This window comes from Kitasatospora sp. NPDC094016, from assembly GCF_040304045.1.
In the GTDB taxonomy this organism is placed as follows: Bacteria; Actinomycetota; Actinomycetes; order Streptomycetales; family Streptomycetaceae; genus Kitasatospora.
This window is the reverse complement of sequence record NZ_JBEOUK010000013.1, coordinates 141,128-162,242: the sequence shown is the minus strand read 5'-3', so window position 1 is coordinate 162,242 and position 21,115 is coordinate 141,128. Positions and strand designations below refer to the sequence as shown.

Below are 21,115 nucleotides of genomic sequence, written 5' to 3'. Positions count from 1 at the left end.
CCGTGTCGATCATGCTTCCCCCGGCCCTGGCCAAGCTGTTCGGGTTCGTGACCGGCATGAAATGGCCCGAGGCCAACGAGGACCGGCTGCGCACGGCCGGTGACGACTACCTGGAGATCTACAAGAAGGTCCCCGAACTCCGGTCCTACCTGCTGGAGTTGGTGAACTACGTCAAGGACGAGTTCGAGGGCGAGGCGGCCGACCGGTTCGTCCAGGATATGGGGCAGCTGATCGGCGCCGACGGCGGCACCGACTACGTGACGGCCTCCGGGGACTCGGCGAAGGAACTCGGCGACTACGCCCACAAGACCGCCAACCAGGTCGAGTACGCCAAGTGGATGATCATCGCCCAGCTGGTCCAGCTGGCCGCGCAGATCGCCTGGGCCATCGCCAACATCCCGCTCACCTTCGGGGCTTCGCTCGCCACCATCTTCGCCGCCGAGGTGGCCACCAGGGAACTGGTCAAGCAGGTCTTCATCTGGCTGTTCAAGCAGATCGCCCTGCACGAGTTCCTGAACATCACCACCTCGATGATCATGGACGGGATCATCCAGGGCATCCAGATCGGCCAGGGCCACAAGGACCACTGGGAGAAGGACTCCTTCCTCCAGGCGATCGAGTTCGGCGCGATCAACGGCCTGCTCACCGGCCCGCTGGAACTGCTCACCTTCGGCTTCGGCAAGCTCTTCGGGAAGGTGTTCGGCGGCGGCATCGGCAAGGAGTTGCAGAACAACCTCAAGAACCTGGCCGGCGCCGAGCTGAAGACCGCAGCCGAACTCGCGAAGGGCGCGGGCCACTCGCTGGAGAGCGCGGGACTCAACACCCTCAAGAAGACCGGGGAAGGCGGGCTGGCGGGCCTCGGCAAGACCGGGGTGAAGGACGGCCTCAAGGGCGCGGCCAAGACCACGGCCAAGGACGCGGTCGAGGGGGCGACGAAGACCACGGCCAAGGGCGCGGCGGAGGGTGCGGCGAAGGCCGGGGCGAAGGCCGGGGCCAAGGATGCGGCGGAGGGTGCGGCGAAGGCCGGGGCGAAGGCTGGGGCCAAGGATGCGGCGGAGGGTGCGGCGAAGGCTGGGGCCAAGGATGCGGCGGAGGGTGCGGCGAAGGCCGGGGCGAAGGCTGGGGCCAAGGATGCGGCGGAGGGTGCGGCCAAGGCCGGGGCGAAGGCTGGGGCCAAGGATGCGGCGGAGGGTGCGGCCAAGGCCGGAGCCAAGGACGCGGCGGAGGACGCGGTCAAGGCCGCCGAGAAGAAGCTGTCCAACGTCGAGAAGTTCACCCAGGAGATGGGCAAGTCCTTCGAGGAGCAGCTCGGGAGCCTGGGCATCTCCAAGGACCTGGCGAACGAGGCCGGGCGGAAGGTCGCCGAGACGATCGCCGGCAGCGGCGCCCGCTACGCCGTGGACCTCGGGACCGTCCGCAAGCTCCTGGACGCGGCGGTCAAGGACGCAGGCAAGGGCGGCGAGCACCAGGCCGTCAAGGACCTCGCGGACCGGACGCTCCACCTGATGGACGGTCTGCGGCCGCAGACCGCACTGCAGATGCTCTACAAGTTCGGCGAGGGCATCGGCGGCTACCTCAAGGGCGGCGTCCAGAACATCCTGACCGAGGGCACCTACAACTCGATCTTCGGCGACGGCTCGTTCTCGGTCACCGCCGAGACCTTCTTCGCGGGCGTCGCCATGGGTGCGATCGGCCACGCCGGGCACACCCTCACCGGCCCGGCGCGACTGCGGTTCCAGGACAAGATCCGCGCGTGGGACGCGGAGTCCTCGATGACCAGCGACGGCAAGTACTACGGCCTGGGTCACCCGCGCACCCTGCTGGCCATCGCGTCCACCCTGATGGGGCACCCGACCTCGCTGCTGATCCCCCGGCCGGAGGGGCCGAAGGCCCGCGAGGCCCGGCTGGCGGCGGAGGGGAACTTCGAGCACGCCACCCAGCCGAAGGACTTCCACACCAGCTCCGAGGGCTCCAGGTCGCAGTCGTCCACGACGGGGGAGCGGCCGACCAAGGACGCTCCGGTCAAGACGGAGGCCAAGGCCCCCGGGGAGACGTCGAACAAGCCCGAGCCGCCGGCCAAGGTGCCCACGTCCGGCGGCGGTTCCCACGAGCAGGGGCCGAAGCCGACGGGGGAACCCCCGGCGCACCAGCCGGTGCCTGCGCACGCCACGACGTCCGAACCCACCCCGCCTGCCCACGTCCCGGTGACCGGCGGGCACGAGCAGCAGGGCAGCCGGGAGCAGCAGAACCCCCACGAGCAGCAGAGCACCCGGGAGCAGCAGAACCCCCACGAGCAGCAGAGCACCCGGGAGAACGAGAACACCCGGGAACAGCAGAAGACCCCCGAGCAGCAGAACACTCGCGAGAACCAGAACAACCGGGAGAACCAGAACAGCCGGGAGAACGGGAACACCCGGGAGCAGCGGAACTCCCACGAGCAGCAGGAGACGCGCGAGAACCAGAACTCCCGGGAGCAGCAGAACAGCCGGGAGCACGAGCACACCCACGCCCGCAACGAGGAACTTCAGTACCTGGACATCGACGACTCCAACATCCCGAAGGAGCACGGCCACCACCTGCCGTCCGCCGGCCCGGAGCGCCAGCCCGGCTGGGTGCTCGGTGACAGGCCGTCCCAGGAGACGTTGAAGGCCCTGGAACGCCTGCCCCTCGACCCGTCCCGCTTCGCCGTGGTGATCCACACCAACGAGCACGGGCTGCCGATGCACGAGGGCCACGAGCTGTCCGCCGAGAAGCTGGCCGCCGTCGTGCGCGGGCTCGCCCAGACCGGGCACCTCGGCGGGGACCGGCGAACCATCGAGTTCGTCGCCTGCGACCTGAACGGGCCGCTCAACGCCCGTTACGTCCAGGAGGTGATGGAGCACATCTGGGCGGACCCGAAGCTCGCCGACGTCAAGGCGGTGGCGGCCGACGGCCCGGTCTGGGTGGTGCCGGGGTTCGACTCCCCGACCGCGATGAAGGAGGGCCCCGGGACGGGCCACGTCGTGGTCGCCGCGAAGGTCGGCTTCGGCGCGGACGGCCGGCCGGTCGTCGAGAGCGGCGGGAACTGGTACGAATACGTCAACCCCGCCTCCGAGGAGGGGAAGGCGCGCATCGAGGCCGGCGAGCCGCTGGTGCGCTCGTACCCCTCGCCGCTGCCGGAGCACTACACGGCGGGCTCCAAGCACACGGACATGGCGGAGGCCTCGGTCTTCGGCGACGCGGCGAAATCCGCGCAGGAGCACGAACGATCGGCCCCAGGCCAGGAACCGCCACCGGCCTACCACTACACCGACGCGCCCGAACACGTCCGCGCCGAGGAGGGCGGTCGGCGCGAGGAGCAGTGGCGCCAGGCCCAGCGGGACCTCCAGGACGCCTACGACGCCAAGCTCGCCGAGGCGGCCGACAAGCTCCGCCAGGACCCGGACGGCAGCGGCCACGTCCATGACGCGCAGGCCGAGGAACTGCTCCGGGAGGCCTTCACCGAGGGGCCCGTCCGCTTCCCCGACGACGCGCCGCCGGGCCTGCCCACGGCGGTGTGGAAGCGCGCCAAGGACCTGATGTACCAGGAGCTGACGGCCCGGCCGCAGGACCGCGAGCAGATCCTCGCGGGCCTCGACGGCATCACCCAGCTCGCCGCGGTCCGCGAGGCGGCCGTCCGGGTGGCGATGGAGCGCTTCGACCGGACGGTGACCGAGTGGAGCGCCCCGCCGAGCGCCCTCGGCGACGGCACCGCCACCGTTTCGCACGCCGACCTCCCGGGGGTGACCCGGGACCTGATCCGCAGCGAGGCGCGGGGCGGCTTCAGCGCACGGGCCGAGGCCGAGGTGGCCCGGGTCTACGCCCGCCCGGAGGACCTCACCGGGGCGGGCAACGCGCAGGCCCAGCACGCCCTGAACCGGCTCACCGAGCACCTGCGCGGCGAGCTCGACTTCCGCGCCGACCACGAGACCGCGCTCGCCCAGGCGGAGCACCTGGTCAAGCGGGCCACCGCAGACTGGTACGGCCGCCTCTCCCCGGCGGACCGGGACCTGCTCGCCGCCGCCGGGGTGACGGAGCGCCCCGAGCTGTCACCCGACAGCGTGACCCTGATCCGGGAACAGCTGCGGGACCGCCTCGGCACCGACTTCGAGGAGGTCGCCGGCCCCGTCGACACGGCCGCCGGACCGCGCCGCGAGCGCACCCAGGCCGTGGACCTCTTCGGCCTGGCGCTGGCCGGCCGCGCCCAGGGCCTGCCGCACGAGTTCGCCGTCCAGGCGGTCCGCGAGGCGGTGATCCGGCGCGCCGCCACGGAGGCGGAGAAGGCGACCGAATCCTGGAACACGGACGCCGGCGCCGAACGCAAGGACCGGGCCGCCGCCTTCGGTGTCACCGAGCACGACGTCCAGCAGGCCCGTGGCACCGTCACCCGCGAACTGGCCCGGGACGTCGACCGGCTGGTCGCCGACCACCTCAACCGGGGCACCAAGGACACCGAGGCGCTCGGCCGGGAACTCGACGAGCTCACCGGCACCGGTGCCGTGCACGACCGGCTCACCCACCAGGCCGCCCGCCTCGCGGCCCGCCGCGCCGCCGAGGAGGCCGCCGAGAAGGCCGCCCAGGAGCACGGTGGCCTCACCGGGCACGGCATCGGCCGCCTGAAGGAGGGCCACCGGGACCGGATCACCTCCGCCTTCGACCAGGTGTTCGGCAAGCCCGAGGACCTGAAGGTCCGCCAGGAGAACTGGGACGCACGGCACCGGGAGCTCACCGAGGAGCTGGTCGAGCACGCCGCCTTCGAGGCCGAGGCCGCGCCCGCCCTGCGCGACGCCGCGGCGGGCTTCGAGGACCGGGCGGCGCCGCACGTCCTCACCGACGACGTGATCGCCTTCCTCAAGCGCGAGTACGGCGACGAGTTCTTCGCGCGGTACCGCGAACTGTGGAAGCTCGCCCACCTGGACGCGGCCGGCTGGCGCGCCCACCAGCGCGGCCACGAGGACGCCTTCGCCCGACGCCGGGAGGAGGAGGCCGCGGCCGCCGAGGAGCAGCTCGCGCTGGTCCGGACGACCGCTCGCCCCGACACCCCGGAGGGCGCGGGTGACCGCACGGATTCGCACGAGCGCCCCCGGCAGGACGACCTCCCCGAGTCCATCGAGACGGCGCTGACCGGCGCCACCACCCGGACCGACCGGACCGACCGGACCGAGGAGCAGCCCGCACCGCCGCCGCGCACCGAGGCCCCGTCCGACCTCACGCTGCGGCCCCGGCCCGACGACGAGGCGGTCGTCCACGAGCCCGACCAGACGGTGGTCGTCCACGAGTCCGTGGAGTCGCTCGTGCCGGCGCCGCGGATGGTGGTCGATCGGACGCCGCGTTTCGTCGTGCATTCCTCGTTCGAGGCGCGTCGGTTCGAGCATGAGGGTCCGGTGACCGATCTGACGGTGCGGATCGATTTCGTCGAGGGCGGCCGGGGGCACAACACCGCTCTGGTGTGGGACAAGGTCGTGCAGGGTGTGGAGGAGTACCTCAACGCGCCTGGTTACCGGTTGGCCAATGGCGACCGGATGCACGTGACGGTGCTGCCCGCCAGGCCGGGTGAGCAGGCGCATCTGACGGTGGACCTGGTTCCGCGGAGCCGGGAGATGGACCAGAAGTCCTGGTGGCTGGACGCCGATCCGATCGACTACGCGCACGAGTTGGGCCACCAGCTGGGACTGCGGGACGAGTACCGGACTGCGGGTCTGCCGCACCGTCCGGCCGTTGAGGGCAGCCTGTTCGGCGACCACCGGGCCCCGGCGCCGGATGGTATGCGGCAGGGTGGTCTGCGTGAGCGGCACTTGCAGCTGATCTCGTCCGTGGTGGGGCACCTCGACCCGGCTCCCACGCATGGTCGGACCTGGGATGAGGCCCGGGAGTTGGCGTCGCCGCATGACCGCGAGCACGTCTGGGTGGACCCGGTCTCGGCCCCGCATGGGACCGGCTCGCACGAGGGCGGACCGCTGGACGTCTCTCCGAGGGCGAACACCCACGAGGACAACCTGCCGCCGGAGCACCGGAGGTTGGTCAAGCAGCCGGGTTATTCCTCCGGTGACCAGTTCGGTATCTCGGCCGCGCTGCTGAACGACCCGAATCTGCATGTTCTGATCGCGCGGGGGCCGCGGACGGCGGAGGGTCATGCCGTCAATCCCAAGGACAAGTCCCTGGAGATCGAGGCGTTCTATCGTTCCATCGGGATCGACGGGGATCGCATCCACACCGTGGAGGTGCCGACCATGGAGACGGGCCGCCTCTACGAGGTGATGGACGCGGAGGCCCGTCGTATTGTGGCCGAGGACTGGGAGGTTCTCTCCGAGCAGGACCAGGAAGCGGCGGTCAAGAGCGTCACGTTCGGCACCGACAAGGTCGCCAAGGTGTTCTCGGACGAACTGCGTCAGACCGTCCGCGACGCCTGGAAGATGACTCCTGCGCACGATCAGGGGATCGCCGACTGGCTGACGGGCCGCGGGATCACGCTGCCTGCCCCGGGTTCGAAGGTCCTGGTGCTCTGGTCCCGTTTCACCGGCAAGGCCACGCAGTGGGCCGAGCTGGGTGGCCGGATGGAGCACGACACGAGCTTCCAGGGCGTGCGGCAGATCCTGCGGGAGGTCGCCCGTGAGCAGGGCATGGTGCTCATCACCGGCGATCCCCATCCTTCTCGGCAGAACAAGTGGAACGAGCTGGTCGCGGAGATGCGCGCGGAGCTCGGGATCAAGACCATCCACCACGTCACCGGCTTCTGGAAGGACGGCGGACCGGACCCCTCGGTCTGGACGGAGAACCTCAGGACCGGGCAGTTGAGGCTGTACGACTTTCTCGACCGCCACTACGACATGAACCACCTGGGGACCCGCTCCGGAAACCTGGAAGCCGCCGCGCTGCTCGGCCACAACGTCACGTACCTGGAGGAGAAGGGCTCCAGCGGACGGGAGCGGATGGAGAAGTGGCACGCAAACGACGCGGGTGAGACCAGACTCGGAGGCAAGGCCCCGGGCTACGAGCGTGTGGTGATCCCGACCCCGCCCACGGCGTCCGGCCGGTTCACCGTCCCGTTCGATCAGAAGCACGGCGGCCGCCTGGCGGCGGGTGAACGAGACAACGGTCTCGCGCCGGTGGGCAAGGGTAAGGGCAAGGGCTTCCAGCCGCCGGGCATGGTTGACCTCGGTTTCCAGTCGCCGGGCGGGACCGTTCTGTGGCGCAAGCCCGCGGCGGTCTACGGCAAGGAACGCGGCTTCGGGTACGACGTGCTGGGCAACATCCGGAACCAGCTGGGGCTTTCGAGCGACCGGGCGCTCGACGCCGGGCAGTTCGCCGCCGACCGCGTCCAGCACCTGCAGCGCCGCTACGAGAAGCTGCGCCGCGAAGTCGTGAAGCACTGGAGTGGCGAAGGGACCCCAGAGAAGTACCTGCACAGGTTCGACGAAGAGTTCGTCGACGGCGGAAAGGACGCCGACAACGCCCCTTGGCAGGTGTACCGGAGGATGGTCAAGGCCGGGTTGCCCCTGCTGCCCGAACTCTGGTCGCGCTACCGCGAGCTCCGCGACGGTGCGGACCTGTACCAGCTGGGCTACCAGATCCACGAGGTGCCCCGCGACGGCGACTGTCTCTACCACTCCGTCAACCACCAGCTGGGGACGGCCGTCAGCCCGCAGGCAGTGACGACGCTGCGCAACCGCGTCACGAGGTGGATCGGCCAGAACCGGGAGCTGGTCGAAGCATTCGCGGCGATGTACGGGGCGAGGCCCGATGATCTCGGCTGGATGGTCAAGACCAGGGGGTGGTGGGCCGGGTCCAACGGGGACCTGATCCCGTCGATCGTCGCCTCGGCCCTGGGCGTGCGGCTGCACATCTTCGACGGGGTCAGCTGGCACTCCTTGGCGCCGGTACCCGGTGCCCCCGAGGGCACCAGGGACGTCTCCGTGTTCCTCTCCGAGAGTCACTACTCCCCGCTGAGCCCTGTCCCCGCTCCGGAAGAGGCACCGGTTGCCAGCAGTACCCAGGAGGGCGATGGGGTCCCGAAGCGGCCGCTTGAGCACAACAGTGACTCGGAGCCGGAGGATTCGGCGGAGAAGAGGCTTCGGCCGGCGCCTTCGGGGGTGTCGGAGGAGTCGGTGGTGGTGAATCCGCTGGCGGTGGAGCATGGTGGCGGGATGCCGGTGCCGGGTCCGTTGCATGAGCGGGTGCAGGCGTTGGAACACCTTGGTCCGGAGGTGCGGCGGGAGCTCGCGGCGGACACGGTGTTCGTGGAGGGTCTGCGGTCGGAGTTGTCGGCGGAGGACTTCGCGCAGGCGGCGGCGCGGTTGGTCATCGACGTGGACTCCCGTGTGCATCAGCCGGTTGCTTCGCGGCGTGAGGCCGAGTTGCAGGTCGCGCGGATGTTGCAGGACAAGGAGGTTGCGGCCAGGCTGGTGGCGGCTGGTGTGCGTGTGGTGGTGGTGCCGCGTGACGTGCCGTTGACCGGTGTTGCGGGCTTCGAGCGGCTGCGTGGGATGGTGGCCGGTGGCGAGGCGGGTGGCGGGCGCAGCGTTGACCAGTTGCGGGGGGCGAACGACGGGCTTGTGGTGGCGATTCCCGAGGAGAACCTGCTCGGGGAGCGGACGACGGTCGGGCCGCACCCCACGCAGCCCGAGGGGTATTCCTCGGCCACGCATGAACTCGCGCACGCGGTGCTGGAGTTCGGGCTGAGCCGTGAGCAGAGGGCGCTCGTCGAGGAGGCGTACCGGGGCAAGCGTCTCGCGGACGGTCTGGCTGATGTGTTCGGCGAGGAGTCGGTCACGGCTTGGCCCGATGGATCACGGCGCAACGGTTCCGGCGAGCTGGTCGGCAACTATTCGTCGGCGGATGTGCACGAGTTCTTCGCTCAGCTGAGCAACACGTATCTCGGGACGAACCACGGGAGTGACCCGCAGACCGGGAAGCCCCGCAACAACGGTTCCGACTGGGTGCGGAGGAACGAGCCGGAGCTGCTGCCGCTGCTGGAACAGCTCTACGGGCCCGACCCGCAGGCCGTCCAGGCGCGACCCTCGAACCAGGTCAGCCGGGCCCGGGCCGAGGAAACGATGTACCAGGGCTTCCGCGAGTTCATGGAAGCGACCGGCGAGGAGCAGCGCACCGTCTCCCATGACGGGTCCACCACGCAGGAATCGGTGGTCGTGCATGAGTCCGTGGAGTCGCGGGTGTCGGCGCCGCGGATGGTGGTGGATCGGACGCCGCGTTTCGTGGTGCAGTCGTCGTTCGAGGCGCGTCGGTTCGAGCATGAGGGTCCGGTGACGGATCTGACGGTGCGGATCGATTTCGTCGAGGGTGGTCGGGGTCATAACACGGCTCTGGTGTGGGACAAGGTCGTTCGGGGTGTGGAGGAGTACCTCAATGCGCCTGGTTACCGGTTGGCCAATGGCGACCGGATGCACGTCACGGTGTTGCCGGCCAGGCCGGGTGAGCGGGCGCATCTGACGGTGGACCTGGTTTCGCGGGGCCGGGAGATGGATCAGAGGTCCTGGTGGCTGGACGCTGATCCGATCGACTACGCGCACGAGTTGGGCCACCAGATCGGTCTGCGGGACGAGTACCGGGCTTCGGGTCTGGCGCATCGTCCTGCGGTCGAGGGGAGTCTGCTGGGTGACCACCGGGCTCCGGCGCCGGAGGGGCTGCGGCAGGGTGGTCTGCGTGAAAGGCACTTGCAGCTGATCTCATCCGTCGTGGGGCACCTTGATGCGTTGACGGGTGGCGGGTCGCACGGCCGGACCTGGGATGAGGCCCGGGAGTTGGCGGCGGTGCATGACCGTGAGCATGTCTGGGTGGACCCGGTGTCGGCTCCGCTCGGGATCGGCTCGCACGAGGGTGGCCCGCTCGACGTCGCGCCGAGGGCGAACATTCATGAGGACAACCTGCCGGCGGAGCACAAGCGGCTCATCAAGCAGCCGGGCTATTCCTCCGGTGACCAGTTCGGTATCTCGGTCGCGCTGCTGAACGACCCGAATCTGCATGTTCTGATCGCGCGGGGGCCGCGGACGGCGGAGGGTCATGCCGTCAATCCCAAGGACAAGTCCCAGGAGATCGAGGCCTTCTACCGTTCCATCGGGATCTCCGACGACCGCATCCACACGGTGGACGTACCGAGCATGGAAACGAGTCATCTCTACGCGGTGATGGACGCGGAGGCCCATCGCATCGTGGCCGAGGACTGGGAGGTCCTCTCCGAGCAGGACCAGGAGGCGGTGGTCAAGAGCGTCACGTTCGGCACCGACAAGGTCGCCAAGGTGTTCTCGGACACCCTGCGCGAGACCGTCCGTGACGCCTGGAAGATGGACCCCGCGCGTGATCAGCAGGTCGCGGGCTGGCTGGGGGAGCGTGGGATCACGCTTCCTGCCGAGGGTGCGAAGGTTCTGGTGCTGTGGTCCCGTTTCACCGGCAAGGTGACCCAGTGGGCCGACCTGGGTGGCCGGATGGAGCATGACACGAGTTTCCAGGGCGTGCGGCAGATCCTGCGGGAGGTCGCCCGTGAGCAGGGCATGGTGCTCATCACCGGTGACCCGCACCCTTCTCGGCAGAACAAGTGGAACGAGTTGGTCGCGGAGATGCGCGCGGAGCTCGGGATCGACACCATCCACCACATCACCGGCTTCTGGAAGGACGGCGGACCGGATCCCTCGGTCTGGACGGAGAACCTCAGGACCGGGCAGTTGAGGCTGTACGACTTCCTCGACCGCCACTACGACATGAACCACCTGGGGACCCGCTCCGGGAACCTGGAAGCCGCCGCGTTGCTCGGCCACAAGGTCACGTACCTGGAGGAGAAGGGCTCCAGCGGACGGGAGCGGATGGAGAAGTGGCACGCAAACGACGCGGGTGAGACCAGACTCGGAGGCAAGGCCCCGGGCTACGAGCGTGTGGTGATCCCCACCCCGCCCACCGCGTCCGGCCGGTTCACCGTCCCGTTCGATCAGAAGCACGGCGGCCACCTGGCGGCGGGTGAACGAGACAACGGTCTCGCGCCGGTGGGCAAGGGCAAGGGTCATCAGCCGCCGGGCATGGTCGACCACGGGTTCCAGTCGCCGGGTGGGACCGTCCTGTGGCGCAAGCCCGCGGCGGTCTACGGCAAGGAACGCGGCTTCGGCTTCGAGGCACTTGCCAAGATCCGGGAGCAGTTGGGGTTGTCAGGTGACCGGCCGCTCGACGCCGGGCAGTTCGCCGCCGACCGCGCCCAGCACCTGCAGAACCGCTACGACAAGCTGCGCGGCGACATCGTGACGTACTCGGGCGGCGGACCGGAGGTGGAGAAGTACCTGGACGCGTTCGACGAGGTCTTCCACGCCGACAGGCCGCGGTACGCCGGGAGCGCCCCTTGGCAGGTGTACCGGAGGATGGCCGAGGAAGGGCTGCCCTTGCTGCCCGAACTCTGGACGTACCACCGCAGCCTCCGCGACCGCTCGGACCTGTACCAGCTGGGCTACCAGATCCACGAGGTGCCCCGCGACGGCGACTGTCTCTACCACTCCGTCAACCACCAGCTGGGGACGGCCGTCAGCCCGCAGGCAGTGACGACGCTGCGCAACCGCGTCACGAGGTGGATCAGCCAGAACCGGGAGCTGGTCACCGCATTCGCGACCGAGCGCGGGTCGACCTTCGGAGACCTCGCCTGGATGGCCAAGACCAGGGGATGGTGGGCCGGGTCCAACGGGGACCTGATCCCGTCGATCGTCGCCTCGGCCCTGGGCGTGCGGCTGCACATCTTCGACGGGGTCAACTGGCACTCCTTGGCGCCGGTACCCGGAGTCCCCGAGGGCACCAGGGACGTCTCCGTGTTCCTCTCCGAGAGTCACTACTCCCCGCTGGCTCCGGTCAACGTTCCGGAAGGGGCGCAGGCTGCCGGTAGTACCCAGGAAGGCGATGGGGGGCAGAAGCGGCAGCTTGAGCACAACAGTGACTCGGAGCCGGAGGATTCGGCGGGGAAGAAGCTTCGGCCGGCGCCTTCGGGGGTGTCGGAGGAGTCGGTGGTGGTGAATCCGCTGGCGGTGGAGCATGGTGGCGGGATGCCGGTGCCGGGTCCGTTGCATGAGCGGGTGCAGGCGTTGGAGCATCTTGGTCCGGTGGCGCGGCGGGAGCTCGCGGCGGACACGGTGTTCGTGGAGGGTCTGCGGTCGGAGTTGTCGGCGGAGGACTTCGCGCAGGCGGCGGCGCGGCTGGTCATCGACGTGGACTCCCGTGTGCATCAGCCGGTTGCTTCGCGGCGTGAGGCTGAGTTGCAGCTTGCGCGGATGTTGCAGGACAAGGAGGTTGCGGCCAGGCTGGTGGCGGCTGGTGTGCGTGTGGTGGTGGTGCCGCGTGACGTGCCGTTGACCGGTGTTGCGGGCTTCGAGCGGCTGCGTGGGCTGGTGGCCGGTGGCGAGGCGGGTGGCGGTCGTAGTGTCGAGTGGTTGCGGGGGGCGAACGACGGGCTTGTGGTGGCGATTCCCGAGGAGAACCTGCTCGGTGAGCGGACGACGGTCGGGCCGCATGCGACGCAGCCGGAGGGGTATTCCTCGGCCACGCATGAACTCGCGCACGCGGTCCTGGAGTTCGGGTTGAGTCGTGAGCAGAGGGCGCTCGTCGAGGAGGCGTACCGGGGCAAGCGTCTGGCCGATGGTCTGGCTGATGTGTTCGGTGAGGAGTCGGTCACGGCCTGGCCCGATGGATCACGGCGCAATGCTGCGGGTGAGTTGGTCGGCAACTATTCGTCGGCGGATGTGCACGAGTTCTTCGCTCAGCTGAGCAACACGTATCTCGGGACGAATCACGGGAGTGACCCGCAGACCGGGAAGCCCCGCAACAACGGTTCCGACTGGGTGCGGAGGAACGAGCCGGAGCTGCTGCCGTTGCTGGAACAGCTCTACGGGCCCGATCCGCAGGCCGTCCAGGCGCGGCCTTCGAACCAGGTCAGCCGGGCCCGGGCCGAGGAAACGATGTACCAGGGCTTCCAGGAGTTCATGGAGGCGAGGGCCGAGGAACATCGTGAAGAGGAGATGTACCAGGGCCTCCGCGAATTCATGGACGGGAGGTCCGAGGAGCAGCGCGTCGAGGAGATGTACCAGGGCTTCCAGGAGTTCATGGAGGCGAGGACCGAAGAGCAGCACGTCGAGGAGTTGTTCCAGGGCTTCCGGGAGTTTATGGACGGGAGGTCCGAGGAGCAGCGCGTCGAGGAGATGTACGAGGGCTTCCAGGAGTTCATGGCGGGGAGGTCCGAGGAGCAGCGTGTCGAGGAGATGTACCAGGGCTTCCAGGAGTTCATGGACGGGACGGTCGAGCCGCCGGCCGACCCGCGACCGCCGTCGCGCGTCGGCGAGCGCGGGCTGGCCGCGTACGACGTCCTGGTCGCGCTGAACCACGACGACGTGCGGATCCTGAACCAGCTCACCGACCGGTTCGCCGAGGCGCTGCACGGGGACCGGGATGCCGCGCGGACGTTGGCGAACAGCCTCTTCGGCGGCGAGGTGCTGCGGCCGATGGTGTCCGAGCTGTCCCGGGGCGACGTCCGGGAGGTGTCCTTCCAGGCCGGCCCGTGGTCCGGTCAGGTCCGGATCACCGGCAGTGCGAGGGAGGGCACGTACGTCAGGACGGTGTCCGGCTTCGAGTTCGAGTACGGCTCGGAGCAGCAGAGCACGATCGGCGTCACCTCCGACGGGCTGACGCAGGCCAACCTCGGTGTGCAGTTCAAGGCCAAGTTCGGTAGTTCGGGGGATCTCACCGAGACGCTCGGCTACCAGCACGGCTGGCTGCACGGCAGTGCCACCGCCGAGGCCAGCAGGACGCTGGCCCGGGGTAAGACCGTCGAGCCGGCGGCGCTGTTCGACACCCCGTTCAACGTGCGGGTGGAGTTCCTGGACGCCCGCCTCCAGGGCGTATCGGGGCCGTGGAAGGTGCCGCAGCCGATCGACCTCGGCTTCACCGGGCGGGTCGCAGTGCCGGCGCGGGAGACCGCGAACGCGCCGCAGGTGCCCCAGGCCCACTACACGGTGCCGCGGGAGACCGCCGAGAACCTGCGGCTGGCCGGCTCGCACATCGTGACCGACGTCTGGCCGGTCGACCGCCCGCCGGCGCCCGTGCCGGACGCCGAGGGCAACATCGAACTCGCCGCGGTGAACCAGCCCGTCACGCCCGTGGCCGACGGAGCGGCGGCCCTGGCCAGGTTCGTGTCGGGCTTCGAGGGCCAGGCCGAGCGGTACTTCGAGGGCCGCTGGCCCGCGCTCAAGCGCAGGCTGCTGGAAGAACTGGACCTCGGCACCCTGCACCAGGAGCTGAAGGGAGTGATGTCCGGTCAGAAGCTGACCATCGTGGACGACAGCCTGACCGGGCCCGCCGCGGTGCTCACCATCGGCGGCGGGACCGTCTCCCGGATGCAGCAGGTCCACACCCTGCCGACCACCGAGCTCAACATCGCCACCGCGACGACCCGTTCGCACGTCGAGCAGAAGACCGGCAGCAAGGACTGGCAGACGCTGCCGTCCTCGGTCGGCAACTGGACCGCCAAGAACGGCGGTGCCGGGGTCGGGGTGGGCGGCCGGGCCGGCCGGGACGACGTCGAACTCCACGGCTCCGGCGACGACCTGGGGCTCGGTACCAAGGTCAAGAACCCGGCGGTGCTCTTCGAGGGGACGGCCGACCTGGTCGTCACCTTCGGCTGGCGCAGCAGGCTGTCCCAGCCCGCCGACCAGGACGCCCACGTCGCCCTGGGTTTCCGGACGGTGATCGACCAGGCCGAGGCGGTCCTCGTCACCCCGGTCGAGGAGGTCGTGCTCGGCACGCAGCCGCCCGTGTTCACCGCCGCCCAGCAGCTCGCGCCCCCCGAGCACGCCCGCGCGGTGGGAGATATGGTCCTGGCCCCCCGGGACGAGTTCTGGCGGGGGCTGCCCGACACCACCACCGTCCGGGACCTGCGCAGCGTCGCCCCGTTGCACGCCGCACTCGACCGGATCGGCCGGGAGGTGTTCGGCGGCGACCAGGGCTGGTCGGCGGTGCGCGAGGACGTCCTGCAGGCCTACTCGCACGCCGCCGTCAGCGCCCACCTGGTCGGGATGTCGCGCGGATCCGAACTGCGCGGCCCCGAGGTCACCCTCGGCCCGCTGACGAAGATGCACGTCGCCGTCACGGCCCGGGTCACCCGGATCGACCACGTGCGGGCCCAACGGAACGCCGAGCTCAACCCGATCCGCGAGAGCACCACCTTCGACTCGTCGCGTCACCTGCGCTCCGACACCATGACCGTGCAGGGCCAGGGCGGCGGCAAGGGCCCGGTGCACACCCGGGACGTGCTGGACTCCGCGGGCAAACCCTTCAAGGACAGCATGCAGGGCAACGTCACGGCCTCCGTGGAGTCGCGGGTCCGGGACGGGTGGCGCGGCGGGGAGTCCAGCAAGAGCTACGCGAACGGCAAGTACGGCAGTGCGCAGGAGCTGTTCCGGACGGAGATCACCCTGGACCTGACGGTCAACGGGGAGCACCGCGGGTCGGTCCCGCTCTCCGCCGAACTGAGCCTGGAGCAGTTGCACACCGCACTGCGCCAGGTCGGAGAGCAGGAGCGGAACGGCTTCACCGGCCCCTCGGCCCCGCACCAGGAGGCCGCGGAGCAGGCGACCACGCAGCGGACGGTCACCCGGCTCGGCCAGTCCGACGTGGTGCTGAGCCTCGGCAGGGGCGACACCGCCGTGCTGAGGCAGATCAGGGAGACGCTCGAACGGCAGTCCGGCCACCCGGTGCCCGAGCGCGTCCTGGCGCGGCTCGCCAGGGAGGTCGACCCGTACGGCCTCAAGGCCGCGCTGTCCCGGCTGAGCCGGGGCGAGCGGATCAGGATCCCGGTCGACCTCGACGGGTGGAAGGGCACGGTCGTGGTCGCGGCCGAGCTGATCAACCCCCGGCCGAGGGAGGCGCTGGTCACCGGCTTCGAGTTCGAGGTCGGCAGCCAGCAGCGCACCACCACCGGCACCACCTCCGACCTGCGCACCCGGTTCCGGTTCCGGCTCAAGCTCGGGGGCTCCGTCCCGCACGTCGACCTCGCCGGGGAGGCCTCGCACACCCGTGACTTCGTCAAGGGGCTCTCGATCGACCGCACCGGCGGCACCAACAGCCGGGCCAAGGCCACGGAGCCGGCTCGACTGTCCGACTCCACGGCCGAGTTCACCGTCTCCTTCGAGCCGTCGAAGCGGTCGGCGAGGCTTGACGACCTGACCGTTCCGGTGCCGGCCGTGGTGGCCGCGCCGCACCGCACCCTCGATCCGGCCGCGCCCGCGCGTCAGCTGCCGAGCCACCGGCTCGGCTCCTCCGACGTCGTCACCGCCGTCTACCGGGAGCTGGGCCCGGACGGGACGGTCCGGGAGGGGACGGCCCACGAGGTCGTCCAGGCGTTGGGCCGCACGGCCGCGGGCTTCCTGGGCAAGGACTGGCCGGGCATGGAGCGCAAGCTGGTCGCCAAGCTGGACTTCGGCCGGCTGCACACCGACCTCAAGTCGGTGATGGCCGGCCACCCCATCGAGGTGAAGCACGGCCGCAGCCGGGCGTGGATCACCGCCGAGGTGCGCGAGCTGACCCCGACCAACTCGGCGCCGGTGACGGTCGAGTTCAACATCGGCCACGGCGCCCAGACCTCGCTCACCAGTTCCGACGGCGGGACCAACACCGGCGGCGGTCAGGGCAACGCGATCACCGGCAGCCTGCTCGCCACCACCGACGTGCTGGCCACGGGGGCGGCGCTCGTCGGCGGCGGCAGCCTCACCGGTGCGTGGGGCGCCGACCGGCTGGAGCACGGCAGCGCCGGCGCCGCCAGCGGGACGGCCGTCAAGAGCAAGGTGACGGACGGCCGGTCCTACCGCGCGGAGGTGGTGCTGAAGGTCGAGTTCGAGCGCAGGCCGGCGGTGAGCCTGGCCTCCCCGCACAAGATCCGCCCCAGCCGCGAGGCACGGGAGCAGATGTTCCGGCGGCAGGACAGGGAGCGCCAGGAAGCCGGCGGCAGCGCCGCCCCGTCCAAGTTCCAGACCCTCAACCGGGAGCTGGTCAGGACGGGGGACCGGCTCGCCCGCGTCGGCCTGTACCGGCGGACGGTCGTGGAGACGCGGATCCATGCCGACGTGCTGCTGGAGTCCGGCCGGGGCGAGCCCGTCCGGCCGCCGCGCCCGGACGATCCGAACCGGCAGTTGCCCCCGATCCCCCCGGCCGTGCCGTCCGCGACGCAGGTCGTCCGGCGGCCGCCGGAATCGGTGTTCACCAACGGGTTGCACGACACCGGCATCGTGCGCTGGCTCGACGACACCTCCGGCGTGCGGGACCTGCTGACCGTGTTCGGTGAGCGCTTCTTCCGCGAGGGGACGTGGTCCTGGCTGGAGTCCGTCGCCCGGAACACCCATAGCCACGCGCAGTTGTCCGCCCTGTTCGGGTCGGTCGCCCGGGGCCGGGAGATCCTGGCGCCGTCGGAGGAACACCCGAACGCCACGCGCCGCGACGCGGTGGTGCAGGACGGCCGGACCATCGAGACCCCGTCGGCCGGCAAGCGCCTGTTCGTCGACGACGCCGGCATCAGCGCCACCATCTCGATCGTCCAGTTGGAGTACCACAGCGACAACCAGGCGGCCGCCTTCAGCCCGGCCAACGACGTCACCAGCGGCGGGCGGCACACCCGCCTCGACTGGCGGCGGTGGAACGCCCAGGGCCAGCTCGGCGCCAAGTTCGGCACCAAGGGCGCCGCCGAGTTCACCGTCGGCGTCGTCGGCGGGGGCGGCCACCGGTGGCGTGAGGGGCCCTCCGCGGGCTCCTCCGGCAAGACCGTGGCCAACGCCAAGATCCCCACCCCGGCCGCCCGCTACGTCGGCCAGGCAGAGGTCCAGCTGACCTTCCGGGACGGCGACCGGACCGAGACCGTGAAGGGCCTCGTCCCGATCGAGATGGAGATCCCGATCAGCGAGACCACCGTCGCCCAGTCGGTGAGCAACCACCGGGTGCTGTACTCGGTCCTGCACCCCGAGGGGCAGACGATCAGCCGCGGCTCGACCTCCGACGCCGTCGCCGAGGCGCTCGCCACGCCGCTGCCCGGCACCGACAACCAGGTGCACCTGCTCGCCGACCTCAACGAGCGCGACCAGGCCGGCTCGCGGGAGGTCATGAGGGCACTCGCCCGCCTTCCGCGCGACCCGAACTACTTCACCGTGGCCTACCACTCCAGGCGGCCCGACGGGGCGCCGACCTGGCTCGGTCGGGAGCTGAGCCCGGAGGAGATGGCGGGCGCGCTGCTGCGGCTCGCCGAGGGCGGCCAGTGGCAGGGCGAGCCGCTGCGCTTCCTCTCCTGCAACTCCGGTTACCGCCCGCACGTCCCCGGCACCGGCCCCGAGCACCAGCTCTCCTTCGCCGACCGGACCCTGCTCGCCCTCCACGAGGCGCTCGCGGCCCGCCGGGCCTTCGCCGCGGCCAACAACCTGCCGCTCAGCCCGGCGCTGGAACTCCTCGGCCGCCCCGAGGCCTTCGCCGCCGGGGGACTGCTCCACCTCACGGGCGGGGACCAGCCCCGCATGGTCGTCGCCCAGCGCGTCGGCTACACCGCGGGCGGCCTGCCGAGGGTCGAGGGCTCCGGCAACTGGTACCACCTGGCGGTCACCGAGCACGGTACCGTCCAGTCCACCGCACGAGGCCAGGAACTCCTGCGCCCGGACGAGGAGCCCGTCCCCCAGGCCACCGAGCAGGATCCCATCGACCCGGACCAGCCCGTGCCGGTCGTCCTGGGCGACGTGGGCCAGGTCGCCGTCGGACATCTGGGCGATGCGGATCAGGTCGCCGTCGGGCATTCGGACGATGAGGACCAGACCGCCGCCGGATCTTCGAGCAGCGATAGCGATTCCGTCTACTCGGTCTTGATGACCTTCGACGTGACGGTGCCCCTGCCGGTGGCGGAGACCCCGGCCGCGCCGAGGCCCCCGGCCGAGTGGTCGGTTCAGCGCACCCGCGCCTTGGAGCTGATCCAACCGCCGAAGCGGGACCGGATCGAGGGGGAGGTGTACGGCCCGACGGACGGCGGCGGCGCACCCGGGTCGAGGAGGCTGGAACGACTGGCGTACGACTACGGCACCGGAGAAGCGGCCCGCACCGCGCTGGAACGGCGGCTGCGTGACACCGCCACCGTGGCCACGGTGGCTGTCACCCGGCCGGGCGGCTCCGCGGAGGTGTGGACCGTCCGCAGGAACACCGCGGAGGAGGGAGGCGGCCTGCGCTGGGAGCCCCGGGAAGCACAGCAGAACGCGGAACAGTCGGCCAGCACGCCCGTTCCCACGATCACGCCCGACACCCACCTGTGGGTGACGGCGTCCGGTGACCACGTGTCGAAGGCCGACCTGGAGCTGCTTCCGAAGACGACGACCTACACCATCAGGGCGGAGAACTCCGGCGACATGTACCACATGCGCGCCGCCCTGGTCGCCTATCCGGACCGCGGCCTGGTGATCTGGAACGTCACCGAGGCCACCAAGGGGCAGGTCGAACAGATCATCAATCTGCACGACGACCTGATCACGTCGGGGCGCACGGTGGTGTACACGACCGAGACGCAACTGCCGCGCGGGTTCGGCCGCAACGAGACGGACGCGTCGGAGGATCTCGCCGCCTACCTCAAGCGGTCGCTCGTCGCCGACCACCTGAAGCTGGTCAATCACGCCCTACCGCCTGCCACGAGGAACGCGGAGACCAAGCAGCAGGTGCAGGCGATGACGCGCGAGATGGGCAAGGTCGAGAAGCGCATCGCGGACTACGAGGATCCGACGGGCGAGGTGACGCTCCAGGACGCCCGGGTCGCGGAGTTCGCCCGTGGCTACGGGCGCTACACCCCGGAAGAGGGCGCGGCCTTCCAGCAGGACCTGGCAAACCCGGAGTACGGGGGCTTCGAGCTGGAGAAGAAGTACCTGCTCGTGGTGTACCGGGGCAGCGGCCACAGCGGCCGGGCCGGCGCCAACGCACCGGCCCTCGACACCGGTACGGAGGGTGTGAAGCAGATCATCGACGAGGCGAAGGCGGCCCTCGGCCCGGACGTCACCATCGTTCCGATGGGCGAGGAGCCGGCCGTCTGGGAGGGGCCGGCCCTGCGGGAGTACTGGAACTGGCCGTCGGTGGGGAACCGCCGCAAGGAACTCGCACTCCTCAAGTACCTCTCCGACACGTACGAGGTCGTCGGTGCGGTCGGCATGCGCAGCGGCGTGATGGACGAGCTCTCCTTCGCCGGAATCAAGATCGTCTCGATCGACATCAGCCCGCACCGCAACGAAGGCGACGGGCTGCCCAATCTCAAGCAGTCCAAGGGATGGACGCGCGGACTGAAGTTCGAGGAGGCCATGGGGCGGAACTACGGCCGGGCGTTCATCACCGAGGCGCGAGCGGACGACAGGAATCTCGCAGGCGCGTTCCCCGGCACGTTCCTGGCGGGGGATCCGGCGGTGATCCGAAGCGCGATCGAGTTCTATCTCGGCCATCACGAGACGCCCATGGGTGTCAAGCATGAGTCCCACCCGCACCAGGCGGAACCCGTGCATGCGGGCCTGAAGCAGATGAAGCCCGTCGATGGGATGACCGGCTACGAACTGGCGAAGCAGACCCTGCCCTACCTGCGTGAATTCAACGAATTCAAGGACCGCCTCGGCGACGCCCTGTGGAAGGAGCTGGGGCAGCACCTGGCCCGGGCGGAGGGTCGGGCGCACGAGATCGAGGCGGCGGCCGGCGAGGCCTGTGCGGCCGAGGTGCCGGAGTTCGACACCCTCGGGCTCAAGTCGCTCGGAGTCACCTGGATAGCCGACAACCACTGGAAGATCCTGGCGGAGGGCTACGAGGGAGCTGTCGAGAAGAAGGTCGGCGACGCCGCCTTCCGGGAGGTCAGGAAGGGGCTTGAGGAGGCCCTCGCCGAATACTTGACGAGGGAGAACAATCCCGAGGTCACGGACGAGAAGACCATCAGGCAGATGCGGCAGAATTACTGGACCGCGGAAGTCAAGGAAAAGGTCGGGAAATTGACCGAAGCCGGTCTGCGGAGGATCTACCAGATCTGCCGTAGGCAGTACGAGGCCACGTCGGCCGAAGACGACGAGGCCCCGACCGGATGATCCGGTCG

Annotated in this window: 1 protein-coding gene; it reads left to right on the top strand. The window is 70.2% G+C overall.

Annotated features, from left to right (window positions below):
* Positions 1-11: 11 nt before the first annotated feature.
* The gene (locus ABT015_RS15375) at positions 12-21,107 is read left to right on the top strand and encodes a WXG100-like domain-containing protein (protein ID WP_502897322.1); all 21,096 of its coding nucleotides are present in this window, start codon (positions 12-14) and stop codon (positions 21,105-21,107) included.
* Positions 21,108-21,115 lie beyond the last annotated feature (8 nt).

Bases quoted from the DNA above. Each gene is read 5' to 3' on its own strand.
- ABT015_RS15375 (WP_502897322.1), top strand. From the start codon at position 12: ATGCTTCCCCCGGCCCTGGCCAAGCTGTTCGGGTTCGTGACCGGCATG.